Consider the following 14,972-nt stretch of genomic DNA (forward strand, 5'->3'; position numbering starts at 1 on the left):
GTGCCGGCCGCAACAGCAGCGCGGCCGGGATGGCAAGCAGCGGCACGCCCAGGAACACCCAGCGCCAGCCCAGGTGCTGCACGATCAGGCCGCTGATCGCCGGGCCGACCAGCGAGGGCACCACCCAACCGGCCGAGAACGCGGCGAACACGCGTGGCCGCAGCGACTCGGGGAAGGTGCGTCCGACCAGCACGTACAACGCCACCGAGATCGCACCGGCGCCCAGTCCCTGCAGCAGGCGGCCCAGCACCAGCACCGGCATGTGCTGCGCCAGCCCGGCCACCAGCAGCCCGGCGATGAAGCAGGCCAGGCCCAGCCACAACGGCCGTGCCGGGCCCGCGCGGTCGCTCCAGCGCCCGGCCAGGGTCATGCCGATCACGCTGGTGGCCAGGGTGCCGCCGAAGGCCAGCGCGTACAGGCGCAGTCCGTCCAGGTCGTGGGCGACGGTGGGCATCGCCGCCGCCACGGCCAGCGCTTCGAACGCATGCAGCGATACCAGCGCGACCATGCCGATGGTGGTGGCGCGGTAGCGTGGCGAGAGGATCGATGCAGGCGCATCGGCGGCAGGCAGTGAAGCGACATCGGAAGACATGCGGGATCCAGGCAACGGGGAAGCGGGGCGCTTGCGGTGCGCCACGGGGTGCCGCACGATGACACCTGAACCAAGGTTGAGGTCAAGCAGTGATCGCGCAGGAGTTGAGTGTAGGCGAGGTGGCACGACGCAGCGGCGTGGCGGTATCGGCGCTGCACTTCTACGAGCGCAAGGGGTTGATCCGCAGCCTGCGCACGGCCGGCAACCAGCGCCGTTTCGGCCGCGACGTGCTGCGTCGATTGGCGGTGATCCGCGTGGCCCAGCGGGTCGGCATGCCGCTGGAGGCGGTGGCGCATGCGTTCGCCGCGCTGCCGGAGAACAAGACCCCGACCCGCGCGGAGTGGGCGAAGATGTCGGCGCGCTGGCGCGCCGAACTGGATCAGCGCGTCGAGGAACTGCTGATGCTGCGCGACCAGCTCACCGACTGCATCGGCTGCGGCTGCCTGTCATTGAAGCGCTGCCGCCTGGCCAACCCGGGCGATGCATTGGCAGAGCAGGGCGACGGTGCGCAGCGTTGGGGGTGAACCCGATCAGTCGTTGGCCGCCGACAACGCCTGCCCCCGTCGCGTCGCCGCGTCGATCGCGCGCGCCACGATGGCCTCGAAATCCTCGCCCTGGAAACTCTCGATGGCCGCCTGCGTGGTGCCGTTGGGCGAGGTGACGCGACGACGCAGCTCGGCCGGCGCTTCCCCGGATTCGTCCAGCATGCGGCTGGCACCGAGCAGGGTCTGTACCACCAGGGTGCGCGCGGCGTCGGCCGGCAGGCCTTGTGCGATGGCGGCAGCCTCCATGGCTTCGGCCAGCAGGAACACGTAGGCCGGCCCGCTGCCGGAAACGGCGGTGACCGCGTCCATCCGCGCTTCGTCATCGATCCACACGGTACGCCCGGCGCTGGCAAGCACCTCATCGGCCTGGCGGCGCTGCTCCGCGCTCACGCCAGCGGTGGCAAACAGCCCGGTGACGCCGGCGCCCAGCAGGGCCGGGGTGTTGGGCATGGCGCGGACCACCGCACCGCCGCCGCCCAGCCACCGCTGCAGCTGCGCGCTGGTGATGCCGGCGGCGATGGAGACCACCAGCGGCGCCTTCCCCTGGGCGATAGCGGCCAGCCCGGCGCAGACATCGCGCAGCACCTGCGGCTTTACCGCCAGCACCCAGACCGTGCCCTGCGCGGCAGCCTCGGTGGCGCTGGCATACGTTTTGACGCCGAATTCGGCGGTGAGCTGGCTGCGCAGTTCGACAACCGGTTCGGCTACATGGATGTGGCCCGGCGCAGTGCCCTTGCGGACGAGGCCGGCGATCAGGCTGCGGGCCATGTTGCCGCCGCCGATGAAGGTGATCGAAGTGGGGGTCATGTGGGGTCCTCGGTCAGGTGGGGCAGTGGGGCAGGGCCCCGCTCTACTGTGGATCGGGTCGGTGGCGTGCGCCGAACAGGGCGGTGCCGACGCGGACCATGGTGGCGCCATGGGCGATGGCCTCGGGGTAGTCCCCGCTCATGCCCATCGACAGGGTGTCGACCTGCGGGTGCCCGGCCGCGAGGTCGACAAACAGCGCGTGCATGCGTTCGAAGGCCTGCGCGCGGCGAGCGGCGTCGGGCCAGGGGGCGGGAATGGCCATCAGCCCGCGCAGGCACAGGCGCGGTTCGGCGGCGATGGCGGCCGCCAGTGCCGGGACGGCGTCGGGGCTGCAGCCGTGTTTGCTGTCTTCGTCGTCGATATTGACCTGTACCAGCACGTTCAACGGCGGCAGCGCGGCGGGGCGGTGTGCGGCCAGGGCCTTCACCAGTTTGGCCCGGTCCACGCTCTGCACCCAGTCGAAGCGTTGTGCGGCCAGGTCGGCCTTGTTCGACTGCAGGTGCCCGATCAGGTGCCACTCCAGCCCGAGTGCGGCCAGCGCATCGATCTTGGCCACGGCTTCCTGCACGTAGTTCTCGCCGAACGCCCGTTGGCCCTGCGCTGCCAGCTGGGCGACGGCTTCGGCCGGCTGGGTCTTGGAGACCGCCAGCAGGCGCGGCGTTGGCCGACCGGCGGCCGTAGCCGCGTTGTGCAGGTTCAGCAGCAGGGTGGGCAGGGGCAGGGCAGTCACGGGCAGGGCACTCACGGGCAGGCGGACAACGGGCCGCTTTGGCAAGGAACAGCCCTGGAAAGAGGCCGCTCCGAAAAGAAGATTTTCAGGTGGATCAGGGAGGCTATACTGCCGACCGGGGAAAGATCCTTCCAGTCGCAGCAGTCTATGGGGAGTAGCAGCGTATGGATATCGCCGAACTGTTGGCGTTTTCCGTGAAGAACAAAGCGTCGGACCTTCATCTGTCGGCAGGCCTGCCGCCGATGATCCGCGTGGACGGCGATGTCCGTCGCATCAATATTCCGGCCCTGGACCACAAGCAGGTCCATGCGCTCGTTTACGACATCATGTCGGACAAGCAGCGCCGCGATTACGAGGAATTCCTCGAAGTCGACTTCTCGTTCGAGATTCCCAGCCTGGCGCGCTTCCGCGTCAACGCGTTCAACCAGAACCGTGGCGCCGGTGCGGTGTTCCGTACCATTCCGTCCGAAGTGCTCACCCTGGAAGACCTGGCCGTGCCGCCGATCTTCCGTGAGCTGATCGACCAGCCGCAGGGCCTGATCCTGGTCACCGGCCCGACCGGGTCGGGCAAGTCGACCACGCTGGCGGCGATGATCGACCACATCAACAAGAACGAATACGGCCACATCCTCACCGTCGAGGATCCGATCGAATTCGTGCACACCTCGCAGAAGTGCCTGATCAACCAGCGCGAAGTGCACCGCGACACGCACGGCTTCAACGAAGCGCTGCGTTCGGCACTGCGTGAAGACCCGGATATCATCCTGGTCGGCGAACTCCGCGACCTGGAAACCATCCGCCTGGCGCTGACCGCCGCCGAAACCGGCCACCTGGTGTTCGGCACCCTGCATACCAGTTCGGCGGCCAAGACCATCGACCGCATCATCGACGTGTTCCCCGCCGGCGAAAAGCCGATGGTGCGCTCGATGTTGTCCGAGTCGCTGCGTGCGGTCATTTCGCAGGCCCTGCTGAAGAAGGTCGGCGGTGGCCGTACCGCAGCGTGGGAAATCATGGTGGGCACCCCGGCCATCCGCAACCTGATCCGCGAGGACAAGGTGGCGCAGATGTACTCGGCGATCCAGACTGGCCAGCAGATGGGCATGATGACGCTCGACCAGCACCTGCAGGACCTGGTCAAGCGCAGCCTGATCACGCGCAACCAGGCCAAGGAATACGCCAAGGACAAGCGCATCTTCGAGTAAAAACAGCGCCGAAGAGGACGGCAGGAGCCGTTCTCAACGTCGCGAAGCGACGGCCCGTAGGGTGCCCGGCAGGATGCCGGGCATGACGTTGGCCGGCCCTCGGCAAGGCATCCGGAGTCCACCGCAATGAACACCACCAGCACCACCATCGACTTCACCTCGTTCCTCAAGCTGATGGCGCACCAGAAGGCGTCGGACCTGTTCATCACCGCGGGCATGCCGCCAGCGATCAAGGTCAACGGCAAGATCTCGCCGATCACCCAGACTCCGCTCACGCCACAGCAGAGCCGCGACCTGGTGTTGAACGTGATGACGCCGGCGCAGCGCGAAGAATTCGAAAAGACCCACGAGTGCAACTTCGCCATCGGCCTGTCCGGTGTCGGCCGCTTCCGCGTGAGCTGCTTCTACCAGCGCAACCAGGTCGGCATGGTGCTGCGCCGGATCGAAACCCGCATTCCCACCGTGGAAGAGCTGAGCCTGCCGCCGATCATCAAGACGCTGGCGATGACCAAGCGCGGCATCATCCTGTTCGTGGGTGCCACCGGTACCGGCAAGTCGACCTCGCTGGCAGCGATGATCGGCTACCGCAATCTGAACTCCACCGGGCACATCATCACCATCGAAGACCCGATCGAATTCGTGCACAAGCACGAAGGCTGCATCATCACCCAGCGCGAAGTCGGCATCGACACCGACAGCTGGGAAGCGGCGCTGAAGAACACCCTGCGCCAGGCCCCGGACGTGATCATGATCGGCGAGGTGCGTACCCGCGAGGGCATGGACCACGCCATCGCATTCGCCGAAACCGGCCACCTGGTGCTGTGCACCCTGCATGCCAACAACGCCAACCAGGCGATGGACCGCATCATCAACTTCTTCCCGGAAGACCGCCGCAACCAGCTGCTGATGGACCTGTCGCTGAACCTCAAGGGCGTGGTCGCGCAGCAGCTGATTCCTTCGCCGGACGGCAAGTCGCGCAAGGTGGCGATGGAAATCATGCTCGGCACGCCGCTGGTGCAGGATTACATCCGCGACGGCGAGATCCACAAGCTCAAGGAAGTGATGAAGGAGTCGGTGCAGCTGGGCATGCGCACCTTCGACCAGAGCCTGTTCGAGCTGTACCAGGCCGGTGAGATCAGCTACGAAGACGCGCTGCGCTATGCCGATTCGCAGAATGAAGTGCGCCTGCGCATCAAGCTGTCGCAGGGCGGGGATGCGCGCACGCTGTCGCAGGGCCTGGACGGGGTGGAGATTTCCGAAGTCCGCTGAACCTGCGGATGCGGAAAAAAGGGCGCGTACGGTGCAATGCCGGCGCGCCTTTGTTGCACGTGGTGTTTCAAGGGGCCGGCACCGTGCCGGTGACACTGCCAATGATGAGAATGCACATGGAATTGCATGATCCGTACCGCGCACCGGCCACGTTCCCGGTGCCACCCGCACTGCCGCGCACCTTGCCCGAAACCGGCGTCCGCGCCCAGCCGATCAGCGAGGCGGCGGCATACTACTCACCGTCGTCGATGAAGCTGGTGGTGTTGTCGCTGACCACGCTGGGGCTGTACGTGGTGTATTGGTTCTGGCGCAACTGGCAGGCGATCCAGCGCGAAACCGGGGGAACCCAGTGGCCGTGGGCCCGCGCGCTGTTCTCGCCGCTCTGGGCGTATCTGTGTTTCCGCGAGCTGCGTGACGCCGCCAGCAACCGCAGGCGCGATCTCGCCTTCGCGCCCGGGCTGCTGGCAGTGACCTACTTCCTGCTCAACCTGGCCGCACGCCTGCCCAACGCCGGCTGGCTGCTGGCCCTGTTCGTCTTCGTTCCGCTGCTGCCGGTCAACAGCCTGCTGCGGCGCTACCACCAGGACGAACGGGTGGACACCGGGCGCATGGACCGCTTCGGCGCCCTGCATATCCTGGTGGCCGTGGTCGGGGGCCTGTTCCTGCTGCTGCTGTTCGTCGCCATGTTCCTGACCAACGGCGGCAGGTAGCAGGGAGTCACTGCGCCGGGGCGGTGGGCCCGCATGTCGATTCCAAAGCTGTCGGGACGTCGTAATGGATGAACCCATCTGCGAGGAAACGGTCATGAGCGACACCGCCCCGGTCAAAGGCCCTGCGTCGTATTTCCCCTCCATTGAGAAGACCTATGGCCAGCCAGTTGGCCATTGGCTCGCCCTGCTGGCCACCCAGGGGGGGCTGAAGCACATGGCGCTGGTGGGGTTCCTGAAGGAGCAGCATGGCTTGGGCCATGGGCATGCCAATGCGCTGGTGGCCCATCATCTGAAGGCGCGGTAGGGCTGGCGCGCACGACCAACGGGCGTGGGCTGCCGGGGCGGCCGGCGGTGGGGCGCTAGCAGGGCGGCCCACGGTGGTGCGGCGGGGGGGGGCGGGCGGGATGAATCGATTTCACCTGCAACTGTCACGCCGATCGTGTCTAATACCGCTCCCCACGTGTCTGGCCCCACCCCCATGTCCCTTGAATCCCATGGCCCCGCGCCGTGCGACGACGCCGACGGCCATCTGGTCACCGCAGGCCCACTGACGCCGCCGCCGGACAGCGCCGGCACCGTGGCCGACGAAAAAGCGCTGCGCCATTCGGTGGCCGAAGACGTGCAGGGCATGATCCTGGCCACGCTGGTGGCCTCGCTGGGGCTGGCGATCTTCGCCAAGGGCGGGCTGATGATCGGCGGGATGGCCGGGTTGGCGTTCCTGGCCCACTACGCCTTCGACTGGAACTTCGGTCTGGTGTTCGTGCTGGTCAACCTGCCGTTCTACTGGGTGGCGGTACGGCGCATGGGCTGGGAATTCACCCTGAAGACCTTCGCCGCGGTCACTGCCTGCGGGGTGCTGACCGACCTGCTGCCGCGCTGGGCCGATTTCGCCCACATGAGCTCGCTGTATTCAGCGCTGGTCGGTGGCGCGCTGGCCGGGCTTGGCATCCTGTTCTACATCCGCCACCGCGCCAGCCTGGGCGGCATCGGCATCCTGGCGGTGTACCTGCAGCGCACGCGCGGCTGGAGCGCCGGCAAGGTGCAGATGTCGTTCGACACCCTGCTGATGGGTGTGGCGTTCTTCGTGCTGTCGCCGGACAAGGTGATGTATTCGGCCATTGGCGCGGTGGTGCTCAGCCTGGTGCTGATGTTCAACCATCGGCCCGGCCGCTACATGGGCGTTTGACGGGGCGGCGCCGCCTCAGTCGACCCGGGGCGCCGCACCCCGGTAGCGCCGGCCGTTGGCCGGCCCGGGCGATGCCGGGCTCATCGCGATGCAGCGGCCCACGGCGGTGGAATCTTCGCCAACCGCTTGTACACCGGGCAGTCCTTCGCGTGCGCCCCCGGCAGATAGCCCAGGCTCATCAGGAACTCGCCGGTGATCTCGCCGCCGGTGAAGCGGAAGGTCTTCTTGAACAGCTTCACCCACTCGGCCTTGTCGCGCGGATGGTGTGCGTCGAGCCAGGCCGCGAAACTGCCGTGGCTGGCCCGCAGCTGCTGGATCACCTGCGCGTTGTGTATCGCCGCGTGCACCTTGAGCCGGTTGCGGATGATCCCGGGATCGTTGAGCAGGCGCTCCACCTCGCGCTCGCCGTAGCCGGCCACGGTGTCCACGTCGAACTGGTCGTAGGCCGCGCGGAAGCCTTCGCGCTTCTTCAGGATGGTTTCCCAGCTCAGCCCGGCCTGGTTGATTTCCAGCAGCAGGCGCTCGAACAGCTCGCGTTCGTCGCGCTGCGGGAAGCCGTATTCGTGGTCGTGGTAATGCCCGTGGACCGGATGGCCCGGGGCGATCTGGCAGTATCCGCTCATCATTGGCCTTCTTTGGCAACTGGCTCGTCGACGGGCTGGAAGGGACCGTCACCGAGGGAGAAAAGTGGCCAGCGAGAAGGCCGCACCTCCAGATGTCCCAGCAGCAGTGGGTTCTTCTGCGGATCGTCGCGCTCTGATGCATCCAGATCAAAGTACAGCTTACCGGCATTGGTCCAGACTGATCCATCCCGGGCATGCAGTCTGCAGAACGCGCCGCCTTCTTTGGGCTGCCTGCACAGCAGCATGTCGTCCACGCCATCGCCGTCCATGTCCCGCCGCAGTGCGACGCAGCTCTGGTACAGATGCAGGCAGCCGTTAGTCCACACCGTCTCCGCCAGCATTGCCTGCCACCAGTCCGCGTCCGGCGCACGGCTGCCCTTGCCCAGCTTAATGTGCTGCTGCAGCACCGTGAGGTCAGTGATCGGGACAATGATGGGATTGGGATGGGCTCTAACGGGCGGTTGTTTCGGGGGGCCGCCGAGCACGTCTGCAACGACCCTTCGGGCGCCTGGGTCGGCCATGACGGCGGGCGCCTGCTGCAGCGACTTCAGCGCCGTTACGCCTCGGCGGCCGTAATTGACGCGCAGTTCGGTGGCTTCGTCGGATGTGATTGCCGGTGCTTTGGCCTCCAGCCTGGCGACCTGACTGGCCAGGCTGATCCGGATCGGATCCAGTACAGGCGTGTTGACCAGCACCGCGACGGCAAGCACCGCCCAGCACATCCAGCGGTTGACGGGCTCGATCTGCTGCAGCCAATGACCCCGCGGGCGTAGAGCCGCCCGGGCGTAGCCCACCGCATAGCCGGCCAGCAAGGAAGCAACCAGCAGCCCCCAGAAACGATCCTGCGACCAGCCGTACTGGCTGATGCGCAGGGCCAGCGCGTAGAGCGCCAGTGCGGCGTAAACAGGCAGCGTAAGCAGGCTCGCTTCGACAAGTCTGCGCAGCGGCCTCGGATACGCCGGTTGGTCACTCTCATGCTGGTAAACGGCATTGGTGAACGTCACCAGCAACAACATCAGGACGAGCATCACGCTGGCGGCCATGCGCGTGCCCAGCAAAGCGTCCAGTCCGGTGAAAGGCAGGCAAGCCACGAAGATGACGGCGAAGAACGCCAGTAGCGGCAGCAGCCCTCGTGATACCGCGAAAAGGACCTGACGGATGGTGCGGATGGCGCGGTGCTGCGTGCGCCCGATCAGCACGCCAAAGCCCGCCAGCATCCCGGTAACCAGCGCAATGACGACTTTCTCGCCAAGCAGGTGCTTGAGGATGTCCAGGCCAACCAGATTGAACAGCGCTGCCGACAGCCACAGCAGCATCCAAGTCAGCGCGGAAAACGCCGCCGCCAGTGCCAAGGTCAATCCGTTCTGCCACGCATGTTCGAACAGCGCTGCATACGTGGCACGCCAGTGGCCCTGATGGAGCCTGAACTGCCACCACGGCAGCGCGACAAAGACCGCGATTCCCAGTGATAGGGTGAATGGCACCAGCAACATGGCTTTGCGCAGGTCGGCGGTCGGCCCTCCCAGATTCCAGCCAATCCAGCCTGCCATGCCCAACACCAGCACTGTGGCCAGGCCCGCATGCAGCCACAATCGGCGGTCCCGAAGGTCCACCAGGGTCAGCGTGATCGCGGTCGGGACGGTAAGTACCCATGCATACCAGGCCAGGCGATTGGCGAACACGTTGAAAGGCCAGTTGTCGGCAGCCTCCTGGACGGCATACAACATCAGCCCCTGCAACAATGCGATCAGGACGATTGCCCGGCGCGAGGCGGGGGGTAAGGTTGGGTGGTGATCCATCATGCGCATCCCTGCTTGAGTGCCCGCATCGTAGCCCAAGCTCACGCCCGTGTCCGGACGCAGCGGGTAGAATGGGCCCATGTCCAGGTTGCCCACCACTCTTGCCCATCACCTGCTGGTCGCGCTGCCCTCGCTGACCGATCCCACCTTCGCGCGCACGGTGGCGCTGATCTGCCAGCACGACGAAAACGGTGCGATGGGCGTGCTGGTCAACCAGCCGTCCGAATACACGCTGGGCGATGTGCTGGCACAGATGGAGATCCAGACCGACGACCGGGTCCTGCGCGACCAGGTGGTGCTCAACGGCGGCCCCGTCCATCCCGAGCGCGGCTTCGTCATCCATGACGATGCCAGCGGCTGGGACTCGAGCCTGCAGGTCGGCCAGGGCGTGTACCTGACCACGTCACGCGACATCCTCGAAGCCATGGCCCGCGGCGAAGGCCCGCGCCATGCGCTGGTCACCCTGGGGTGTGCCGGCTGGGCCGAGGGCCAGCTGGAAGCGGAGATCGCCGACAACAGCTGGCTCACCGTGCCCGCCGATGCCGAACTGCTGTTCGACACCCCGTTGGAGCAGCGTTGGCAGGGAGCGGCCTCGCGCATCGGCGTGGACCTGTTCCGGCTGACCGACTACAGCGGCAATGTCTGAGCCGGCGACCATCCGCCGCGACGGCACCGTGCTCGGCTTCGACGTCGGCTCGCGCCGGATCGGCGTGGCCATCGGCAGTTCGTTCGGCACCCATGCCCGCGCCATCGCGGTGGTGGACGTGCATGGCAACGGCCCGGACTGGACCGCCGTGGAACGGCTGATCAAGGAGTGGCGGCCCGACGGCCTGGTGGTGGGCGATCCGCTCACCCTGGACGGCCAGGACCAGCCCAACCGCAAGCGCGCGCAGGGTTTCGCCCGCCAGCTGCGGGAACGTTTCAAACTGCCGGTGGTGCTGGTCGACGAGCGTTCCAGCTCGGTCGAAGCCGCCCGCCGCTTCGCCGTCGAGCGCGCCGAAGGCCGCAAGCGTCGCCGCGACGCGGCCACGCTGGATGCGGTGGCCGCGGCGGTGATCATCGAACGCTGGCTGTCCTCGCCCGACGACGCCACCCCCGTTTCCTGACCCCCAGACCCTGCCCATGACCGCCTCGCAACTCGATTCCGACGGACGCCTGCGCCACCTGCTGACCCTGGAAGGTCTGCCCCGCGAAACCCTGCTGCAGCTGCTCGACCGCGCCGGCCAGATCCGCGACGCCGCGGTCGGCCGGGTCGGCAACAAGCGCCACGTACTGGGCGGTTCGGCGGTGTGCACGCTGTTCTTCGAACCCTCCACCCGCACCCGCAGCTCGTTCCAGCTGGCCGCGCAGCGGCTGGGTGCGGACGTGCTCAACTTCGACGCCTCCACCTCGTCCACGCGCAAGGGCGAAACCGCCTGCGACACGCTGAAGAACCTGGAGGCGATGGGCGTGCGTGGCTTCGTGGTGCGCCACCCGGATGACGGTGCCGTGGCCGAACTGGCCGCCGCAGCGGGCGAGGGCACCGCGCTGATCAATGCCGGCGACGGCCGCAGCGCACACCCGACCCAGGGCCTGCTGGACATGCTGACCCTGCGCCAGGCCAAGGGTGGCGATTTTTCGAAGATGAAAGTGGTGATCGTCGGCGACGTGAAGCACTCGCGCGTGGCCCGCACCGACCTGCATGCGCTGCGCACGCTGGGCGTGGGCGAAATCCGTGTCTGCGGCCCACAGTCGCTGCTGCCGGACGACGACACCCTGAAGGGCTGCATCGTCGGCCAGGACTTCGACCAGATGCTGGAAGGCGTCGACGCGCTGATGATGCTGCGCCTGCAGCGCGAGCGCATGGAAGAGGGCCTGGTGCCATCGATCGAGCAGTACCACGCGCAGTACGGCCTGGATGCCAGGCGCCTGAAGCGCGCCGGCCAGGACGCCGCCGTGCTGCACCCGGGCCCGATCAACCGCGGCGTGGAAGTGACCGACGAAGTGGCTGACGGCCCGCAGTCGTGGGTGCTGCGCCAGGTCGCCAACGGCGTGGCCGTGCGCATGGCGGTGTTGGAGACGTTGTTGGGGTGATGGGGGCTTCGGATGGTGTGAACTCCGGACGAAACAAGGGGGGCGGTGTGTTTCCGGCTAGGGATGCTTGGGCCGCGCTGCGCGCGGTGTCCGGCCAACGGCCGGGGCTACGAATTTTTACGGGGCTGGTGGGATTGGGATCAATCGACCAAAAGCCCGCACCGCGGTAGCGCCGGCCGTTGGCCGGCCCACGTATTGCTCCCTACACTGAGGGACGGTAACGGCCGACGAAGATGTCTGCGTTCCCCTGGTTTCGAACGCCCAACCATCCGACCAGGATGGGTGGATGAGCAGCAACCGTCTCCGTCTTGGGCGTCGCAGCATCGTTGGGCGGATCTACGTCCTGACGACACGTTGCACCAGGCAAGCCCGTTGGTTTGATGATCCAGAAGCCGCCGAGATCGTGGTCGATCAGTTCCGCATGATGGATCGCAGCCGATGCACCCATACCTTGGCGTGGGTCGTCATGCCCGACCACATTCACTGGATGTTCGAGCTGCGCTCCCAGTCATTGGCGTACATCGCGCGACGCTTCAAATCCTCAAGTGCGCTGGCGGTAAACCGCCTGAATCGCAGTCAGGGAAAGGTGTGGCAACCCGGATTCTTCGATCATGCGCTGCGCGCGGACGAAGCATTGTTGCGCCACGCACGCTACATCGTCGGTAATCCAATTCGCGCGGGAATCACCGCGAACATCGGTGAATACAGGTATGCATGGTGTCGTTGGCCGCTGTAGGCCCGTTCCTGCACCCCGTGGGCCGGCCAACGGCCGGCGCTACCGCTTCTGCGCGAACAGCCACTCCCACATCGCCGCGTCTGCATACGTCGCATCCCACGCGTTGTGGTTGCCTTGCGGGTACTCGGTGTAGCGCACATCCTTCGCACCGGCGCGGTCGAACGCGGTCTTCAACCGGCGGTCGTCGTCGGGCAGCACCACGTCGTCCAGCGCCCCATGGAACATCCAGATCGGGGTCGCCTTCAGGCGTGCGGCCATGGCCGCATACGGATCCGCTTCGCCCGCCACCGGTTCCACGAACAAGGTGGCGCGCACCGCGCGCGGCGCCAGCACCGCGCCGCACACCGGGACGATCGCGGCGAAACGGGTGGGGTGCTCCAGCGCGATGTTCCAGCTGCCGTAACCGCCCATCGACATGCCGGTGAGGTACTGCCGCGCAGGATCGGCACCGAACTCTGCGAGGGTGGCATCCAGCGCGGCCAAGGCGATGCGGTTGTTCACGCCGGCCCATTCCTGATCGGCCGGCGCCTGCGGCAGCACCACCAGCGCCGGGAAGTCGCGCGCATGCTCGCGCAGGTGCGGGCCCAGTCCTGCGGTGGTCTGGCGGTGGCCATCACTGCCACGCTCGCCTGACCCGTGCAGGAACAACACCACCGGCAACGCGCCGCGCTGCGCCTCGGCATTGCGCGGCACGAACACCTGGTAGCGCGACACATGCCCGTCTACGGTCACGCTGCGCTCCACGAAATGCCCCGTGTCCGGGCCACGGGCCGTGGCGCAGCCGCTCATGGCCAGCACTGCCACCACCCACATCCACCATCCCGCGCGCTGTCGTGCCATTCCCATTCCTCGGCTGAAATCGTTTTCAGTCTAGGCGCGGACGCCGGCGCAGGCATCTTGCAGTGCATCAGTCCGGACGCGGTACCGAGGCCAGGATGTCCAGCTGCTCGATCGCTTCGGGATGACCGGCGGCGGCAGCGGCCTGCACCTGCGCCAGGCTGGGGTGCACCACCAGCAGGATCGGATTCTCGCACTGCGGGCAGTCGAACTCGGCCTCGTCCTCGTGCAGTTCCATGCTCATCTGGCGCGAGGCGCCCTGCCATTCGCAGGCGGGGCAGGTATGCAGCTGGTCGCGCCAGCCGGCGGTGAAATAGTTGTCGACGGTCACGGCCATGCAGGAATACCCGGTCAGTGCAGCAGGATCAGGGTGGCCAGGCCCAGGAAGCTGAAGAAGCCCATGACGTCGGTCACCGCGGTGACCACCACGGTCCCGGCCACGGCCGGGTCCACGTTCATGCGCTTGAGCAGCAAGGGCAACAGCACGCCCGCCAGCGCCGCCGCGCAGAAGTTGATGATCAGCGCGAGCGTGATCACCAGCGACAGCAGGAAGCTGTGGAACCACAGGTAGGCGATGATGCCGACCACGGTGCCGATCAGCGTGCCGTTGATCAGCGCCACCCGCGATTCCTTCCACAGCAGGATGCGCGCGTTGCTCTGACCGACCTGGCCCAGCGCGATGCCGCGCACCATCAGGGTCAGCACCTGCACCGCTGCGTTGCCGCCGACGCCGGCCACGATCGGCATCAGCACCGCCAGCGCCACCACCTTCTGCAGGGTCAGTTCGAACTGGCCGATCACGCTGGCGGCGAGGAACGCGGTGCACAGGTTGATGCCCAGCCAGACCACGCGGCCACGCACGGCGCGCTTGATCGGCGAGAACAGGTCTTCTTCCTCGTCCAGGCCGGCGGCGCCCAGCGCCTGGTGCTCGGCCTGCGAACGGATGATGTCGACCACGTCATCGATGGTGATGCGGCCGAGCAGGATGTTGTTGTCGTCCACCACCGGCGCCGAGACCCAGTCATGGTCGGAGAACTGCCGCGCGACTTCGTCGGCGCTCTCGCCCACGTCGATGGCCGGCTGTTCGTCGTCGATCAGCCGGTTGATCGGGGTGCTGTCTTCATGGGTCACCAGCGATGCCAGCGAGAGCCGGCCCAGGTACTGGTGGCGGCGGCTGACCACGAACAGGTGGTCGGTGTGGTCCGGCAGCTCGCCGCGCAGGCGCAGGTAGCGCAGCACCACGTCGACGTTGACGTCGGCGCGCACGGTCACCACGTCCGGGTTCATCAGGCGGCCGGCGCTGTCCTCGGGATACGACAGGACCTGTTCGAGCCGCTCGCGGTTCTCGCGGTCCATCGACTTGAGCACTTCGTCGATGACCGTATCGGGCAGGTCTTCGACCAGGTCGGCCAGGTCGTCGATATCCAGGTCTTCGACCGCGGCGATGATCTCGTCCGGGTCCATGTCGGCCAGCAGGCTTTCGCGCACTTCCTCGCCGACGTGGACCAGCACCTCGCCATCGTCTTCCGGGTCGACCAGCCCCCACACCACTTCACGCTTGCCCGGCGGCAGCGATTCCAGCAGGTTGCCGATCTCGGCCGGCGCCAGCGTATTGACCAGCCGGCGCACCGGACCCAGCCGGCCGCTGTCCAGCGCATCGGACAACAGTCGCAACTGGCGCGCCGTCTTGTCGTGGCGTACGGCTTCGGCCATGCACAGCTCCCGCGGGAAAAGAAAAAGGCCGCTATCCCGGACAGGATGCGGCAGAGGGGGTGGTCACCGCGTCATTATCGCTTGGATGCATGACAAACCGGAAGGTGATGACGCCGGTAGCGCCGGCCGTTGGCCGGCCCAGGCGATCCG

18 protein-coding genes are annotated in these 14,972 nt (G+C 66.9%); 10 read left to right on the top strand and 8 right to left on the bottom strand.

Translation table 11 applies throughout. The features are described from left to right. On the bottom strand, positions 1–592 hold a 592-nt coding region (locus tag RWO33_RS14450), incomplete at its 3' end, for an MFS transporter (RefSeq protein WP_314105771.1). An 89-nt stretch (positions 593–681) separates the two neighbouring features. Between RWO33_RS14450 and soxR the strand changes: the two genes are divergently transcribed. Further along, positions 682–1,116 (top strand): redox-sensitive transcriptional activator SoxR, encoded by a 435-nt coding sequence (soxR, locus tag RWO33_RS14455; RefSeq protein WP_186308841.1) that lies wholly within the window; start codon positions 682–684, stop codon positions 1,114–1,116. A 6-nt stretch (positions 1,117–1,122) separates the two neighbouring features. Here soxR and proC read toward each other — a convergent pair whose 3' ends face one another. Both proC and RWO33_RS14465 read right to left on the bottom strand, forming a co-directional pair. Continuing rightward, a complete protein-coding gene (proC, locus tag RWO33_RS14460; RefSeq protein ID WP_314105773.1) occupies positions 1,123–1,944 on the bottom strand; it encodes a pyrroline-5-carboxylate reductase in 822 nt (273 codons plus the stop codon). A 43-nt stretch (positions 1,945–1,987) separates the two neighbouring features. Further along, complete coding sequence (locus RWO33_RS14465; protein ID WP_314105782.1) at positions 1,988–2,638, bottom strand: YggS family pyridoxal phosphate-dependent enzyme; 651 nt, start codon at positions 2,636–2,638, stop codon at positions 1,988–1,990. Positions 2,639–2,838: 200 nt separating this feature from the next. Here RWO33_RS14465 and RWO33_RS14470 point away from each other — a divergent pair, with 200 nt between their 5' ends. From RWO33_RS14470 to RWO33_RS14490, 5 genes are all read left to right on the top strand, one after another. Then, positions 2,839–3,876 (top strand): type IV pilus twitching motility protein PilT, encoded by a 1,038-nt coding sequence (locus RWO33_RS14470; protein ID WP_070208322.1) that lies wholly within the window; start codon positions 2,839–2,841, stop codon positions 3,874–3,876. A gap of 126 nt (positions 3,877–4,002) precedes the next feature. After that, the gene (locus tag RWO33_RS14475; RefSeq protein ID WP_070206700.1) at positions 4,003–5,145 is read left to right on the top strand and encodes a PilT/PilU family type 4a pilus ATPase; all 1,143 of its coding nucleotides are present in this window, start codon (positions 4,003–4,005) and stop codon (positions 5,143–5,145) included. Positions 5,146–5,261: 116 nt separating this feature from the next. Beyond that, the gene (locus RWO33_RS14480) at positions 5,262–5,855 is read left to right on the top strand and encodes a hypothetical protein (RefSeq protein ID WP_314105774.1); all 594 of its coding nucleotides are present in this window, start codon (positions 5,262–5,264) and stop codon (positions 5,853–5,855) included. A 94-nt stretch (positions 5,856–5,949) separates the two neighbouring features. Continuing rightward, positions 5,950–6,159: a DUF4287 domain-containing protein gene (locus RWO33_RS14485; protein WP_145478406.1), complete on the top strand. Its 210-nt coding sequence runs from the start codon at positions 5,950–5,952 to the stop codon at positions 6,157–6,159. 174 nt (positions 6,160–6,333) lie between these two features. Then, positions 6,334–7,041 carry a YitT family protein gene (locus RWO33_RS14490; protein WP_186308840.1) on the top strand — a complete coding sequence of 236 codons (708 nt, stop codon included), beginning with the start codon at positions 6,334–6,336 and terminating at the stop codon, positions 7,039–7,041. 80 nt (positions 7,042–7,121) lie between these two features. On the opposite strand, the gene RWO33_RS14495 is transcribed toward RWO33_RS14490, so the two are convergent. Together RWO33_RS14495 and RWO33_RS14500 are read right to left on the bottom strand one after the other, a co-directional pair. Continuing rightward, a complete protein-coding gene (locus RWO33_RS14495; protein WP_314105775.1) occupies positions 7,122–7,664 on the bottom strand; it encodes a DNA-3-methyladenine glycosylase I in 543 nt (180 codons plus the stop codon). Beyond that, complete coding sequence (locus tag RWO33_RS14500; RefSeq protein WP_314105776.1) at positions 7,664–9,508, bottom strand: DUF4153 domain-containing protein; 1,845 nt, start codon at positions 9,506–9,508, stop codon at positions 7,664–7,666. Before RWO33_RS14500 ends, RWO33_RS14495 begins: the two co-directional genes overlap by 1 nt. Positions 9,509–9,542: 34 nt before the next feature. Here RWO33_RS14500 and RWO33_RS14505 point away from each other — a divergent pair, with 34 nt between their 5' ends. From RWO33_RS14505 to RWO33_RS14520, 4 genes are all read left to right on the top strand, one after another. Further along, a complete protein-coding gene (locus tag RWO33_RS14505; protein WP_145478403.1) occupies positions 9,543–10,109 on the top strand; it encodes a YqgE/AlgH family protein in 567 nt (188 codons plus the stop codon). After that, positions 10,102–10,569, top strand: coding sequence for a Holliday junction resolvase RuvX (gene ruvX / locus RWO33_RS14510; protein WP_314105777.1), 468 nt, complete (start codon positions 10,102–10,104; stop codon positions 10,567–10,569). The genes RWO33_RS14505 and ruvX overlap by 8 nt, the downstream gene beginning before the upstream one ends. Positions 10,570–10,585: 16 nt before the next feature. After that, complete coding sequence (locus tag RWO33_RS14515) at positions 10,586–11,536, top strand: aspartate carbamoyltransferase catalytic subunit (RefSeq protein ID WP_314105778.1); 951 nt, start codon at positions 10,586–10,588, stop codon at positions 11,534–11,536. A gap of 286 nt (positions 11,537–11,822) precedes the next feature. Beyond that, complete coding sequence (locus RWO33_RS14520) at positions 11,823–12,272, top strand: transposase (protein ID WP_314105779.1); 450 nt, start codon at positions 11,823–11,825, stop codon at positions 12,270–12,272. 39 nt (positions 12,273–12,311) lie between these two features. Here the strand turns inward: RWO33_RS14520 and RWO33_RS14525 are convergent, their stop codons facing one another. The 3 genes from RWO33_RS14525 to mgtE all read right to left on the bottom strand — a co-directional run bounded on the left by RWO33_RS14525 (position 12,312) and on the right by mgtE (position 14,822). Beyond that, the gene (locus RWO33_RS14525; RefSeq protein ID WP_314105780.1) at positions 12,312–13,112 is read right to left on the bottom strand and encodes a prolyl oligopeptidase family serine peptidase; all 801 of its coding nucleotides are present in this window, start codon (positions 13,110–13,112) and stop codon (positions 12,312–12,314) included. A gap of 67 nt (positions 13,113–13,179) precedes the next feature. Beyond that, the gene (locus tag RWO33_RS14530; RefSeq protein ID WP_314105781.1) at positions 13,180–13,446 is read right to left on the bottom strand and encodes a hypothetical protein; all 267 of its coding nucleotides are present in this window, start codon (positions 13,444–13,446) and stop codon (positions 13,180–13,182) included. A 14-nt stretch (positions 13,447–13,460) separates the two neighbouring features. Further along, positions 13,461–14,822: a magnesium transporter gene (gene mgtE, locus RWO33_RS14535; protein ID WP_145478397.1), complete on the bottom strand. Its 1,362-nt coding sequence runs from the start codon at positions 14,820–14,822 to the stop codon at positions 13,461–13,463. Between the last annotated feature and the right edge of the window lie 150 nt (positions 14,823–14,972).

Origin of the sequence: uncultured Stenotrophomonas sp., from assembly GCF_963519925.1 — a bacterium.
GTDB lineage: Bacteria > Pseudomonadota > Gammaproteobacteria > Xanthomonadales > Xanthomonadaceae > Stenotrophomonas > Stenotrophomonas maltophilia_AE.

Coding starts and splice junctions, on each gene's coding strand:
- proC (WP_314105773.1), bottom strand. CDS start 1,944: ATGACCCCCACTTCGATCACCTTCATCGGCGGCGGCAACATGGCCCGC.
- RWO33_RS14470 (WP_070208322.1), top strand. CDS start 2,839: ATGGATATCGCCGAACTGTTGGCGTTTTCCGTGAAGAACAAAGCGTCG.
- RWO33_RS14475 (WP_070206700.1), top strand. CDS start 4,003: ATGAACACCACCAGCACCACCATCGACTTCACCTCGTTCCTCAAGCTG.
- RWO33_RS14480 (WP_314105774.1), top strand. CDS start 5,262: ATGGAATTGCATGATCCGTACCGCGCACCGGCCACGTTCCCGGTGCCA.
- RWO33_RS14485 (WP_145478406.1), top strand. CDS start 5,950: ATGAGCGACACCGCCCCGGTCAAAGGCCCTGCGTCGTATTTCCCCTCC.
- RWO33_RS14490 (WP_186308840.1), top strand. CDS start 6,334: ATGTCCCTTGAATCCCATGGCCCCGCGCCGTGCGACGACGCCGACGGC.
- RWO33_RS14495 (WP_314105775.1), bottom strand. CDS start 7,664: ATGAGCGGATACTGCCAGATCGCCCCGGGCCATCCGGTCCACGGGCAT.
- RWO33_RS14505 (WP_145478403.1), top strand. CDS start 9,543: ATGTCCAGGTTGCCCACCACTCTTGCCCATCACCTGCTGGTCGCGCTG.
- ruvX (WP_314105777.1), top strand. CDS start 10,102: ATGTCTGAGCCGGCGACCATCCGCCGCGACGGCACCGTGCTCGGCTTC.
- RWO33_RS14515 (WP_314105778.1), top strand. CDS start 10,586: ATGACCGCCTCGCAACTCGATTCCGACGGACGCCTGCGCCACCTGCTG.
- RWO33_RS14520 (WP_314105779.1), top strand. CDS start 11,823: ATGAGCAGCAACCGTCTCCGTCTTGGGCGTCGCAGCATCGTTGGGCGG.
- RWO33_RS14525 (WP_314105780.1), bottom strand. CDS start 13,112: ATGGCACGACAGCGCGCGGGATGGTGGATGTGGGTGGTGGCAGTGCTG.
- RWO33_RS14530 (WP_314105781.1), bottom strand. CDS start 13,446: ATGGCCGTGACCGTCGACAACTATTTCACCGCCGGCTGGCGCGACCAG.
- mgtE (WP_145478397.1), bottom strand. CDS start 14,822: ATGGCCGAAGCCGTACGCCACGACAAGACGGCGCGCCAGTTGCGACTG.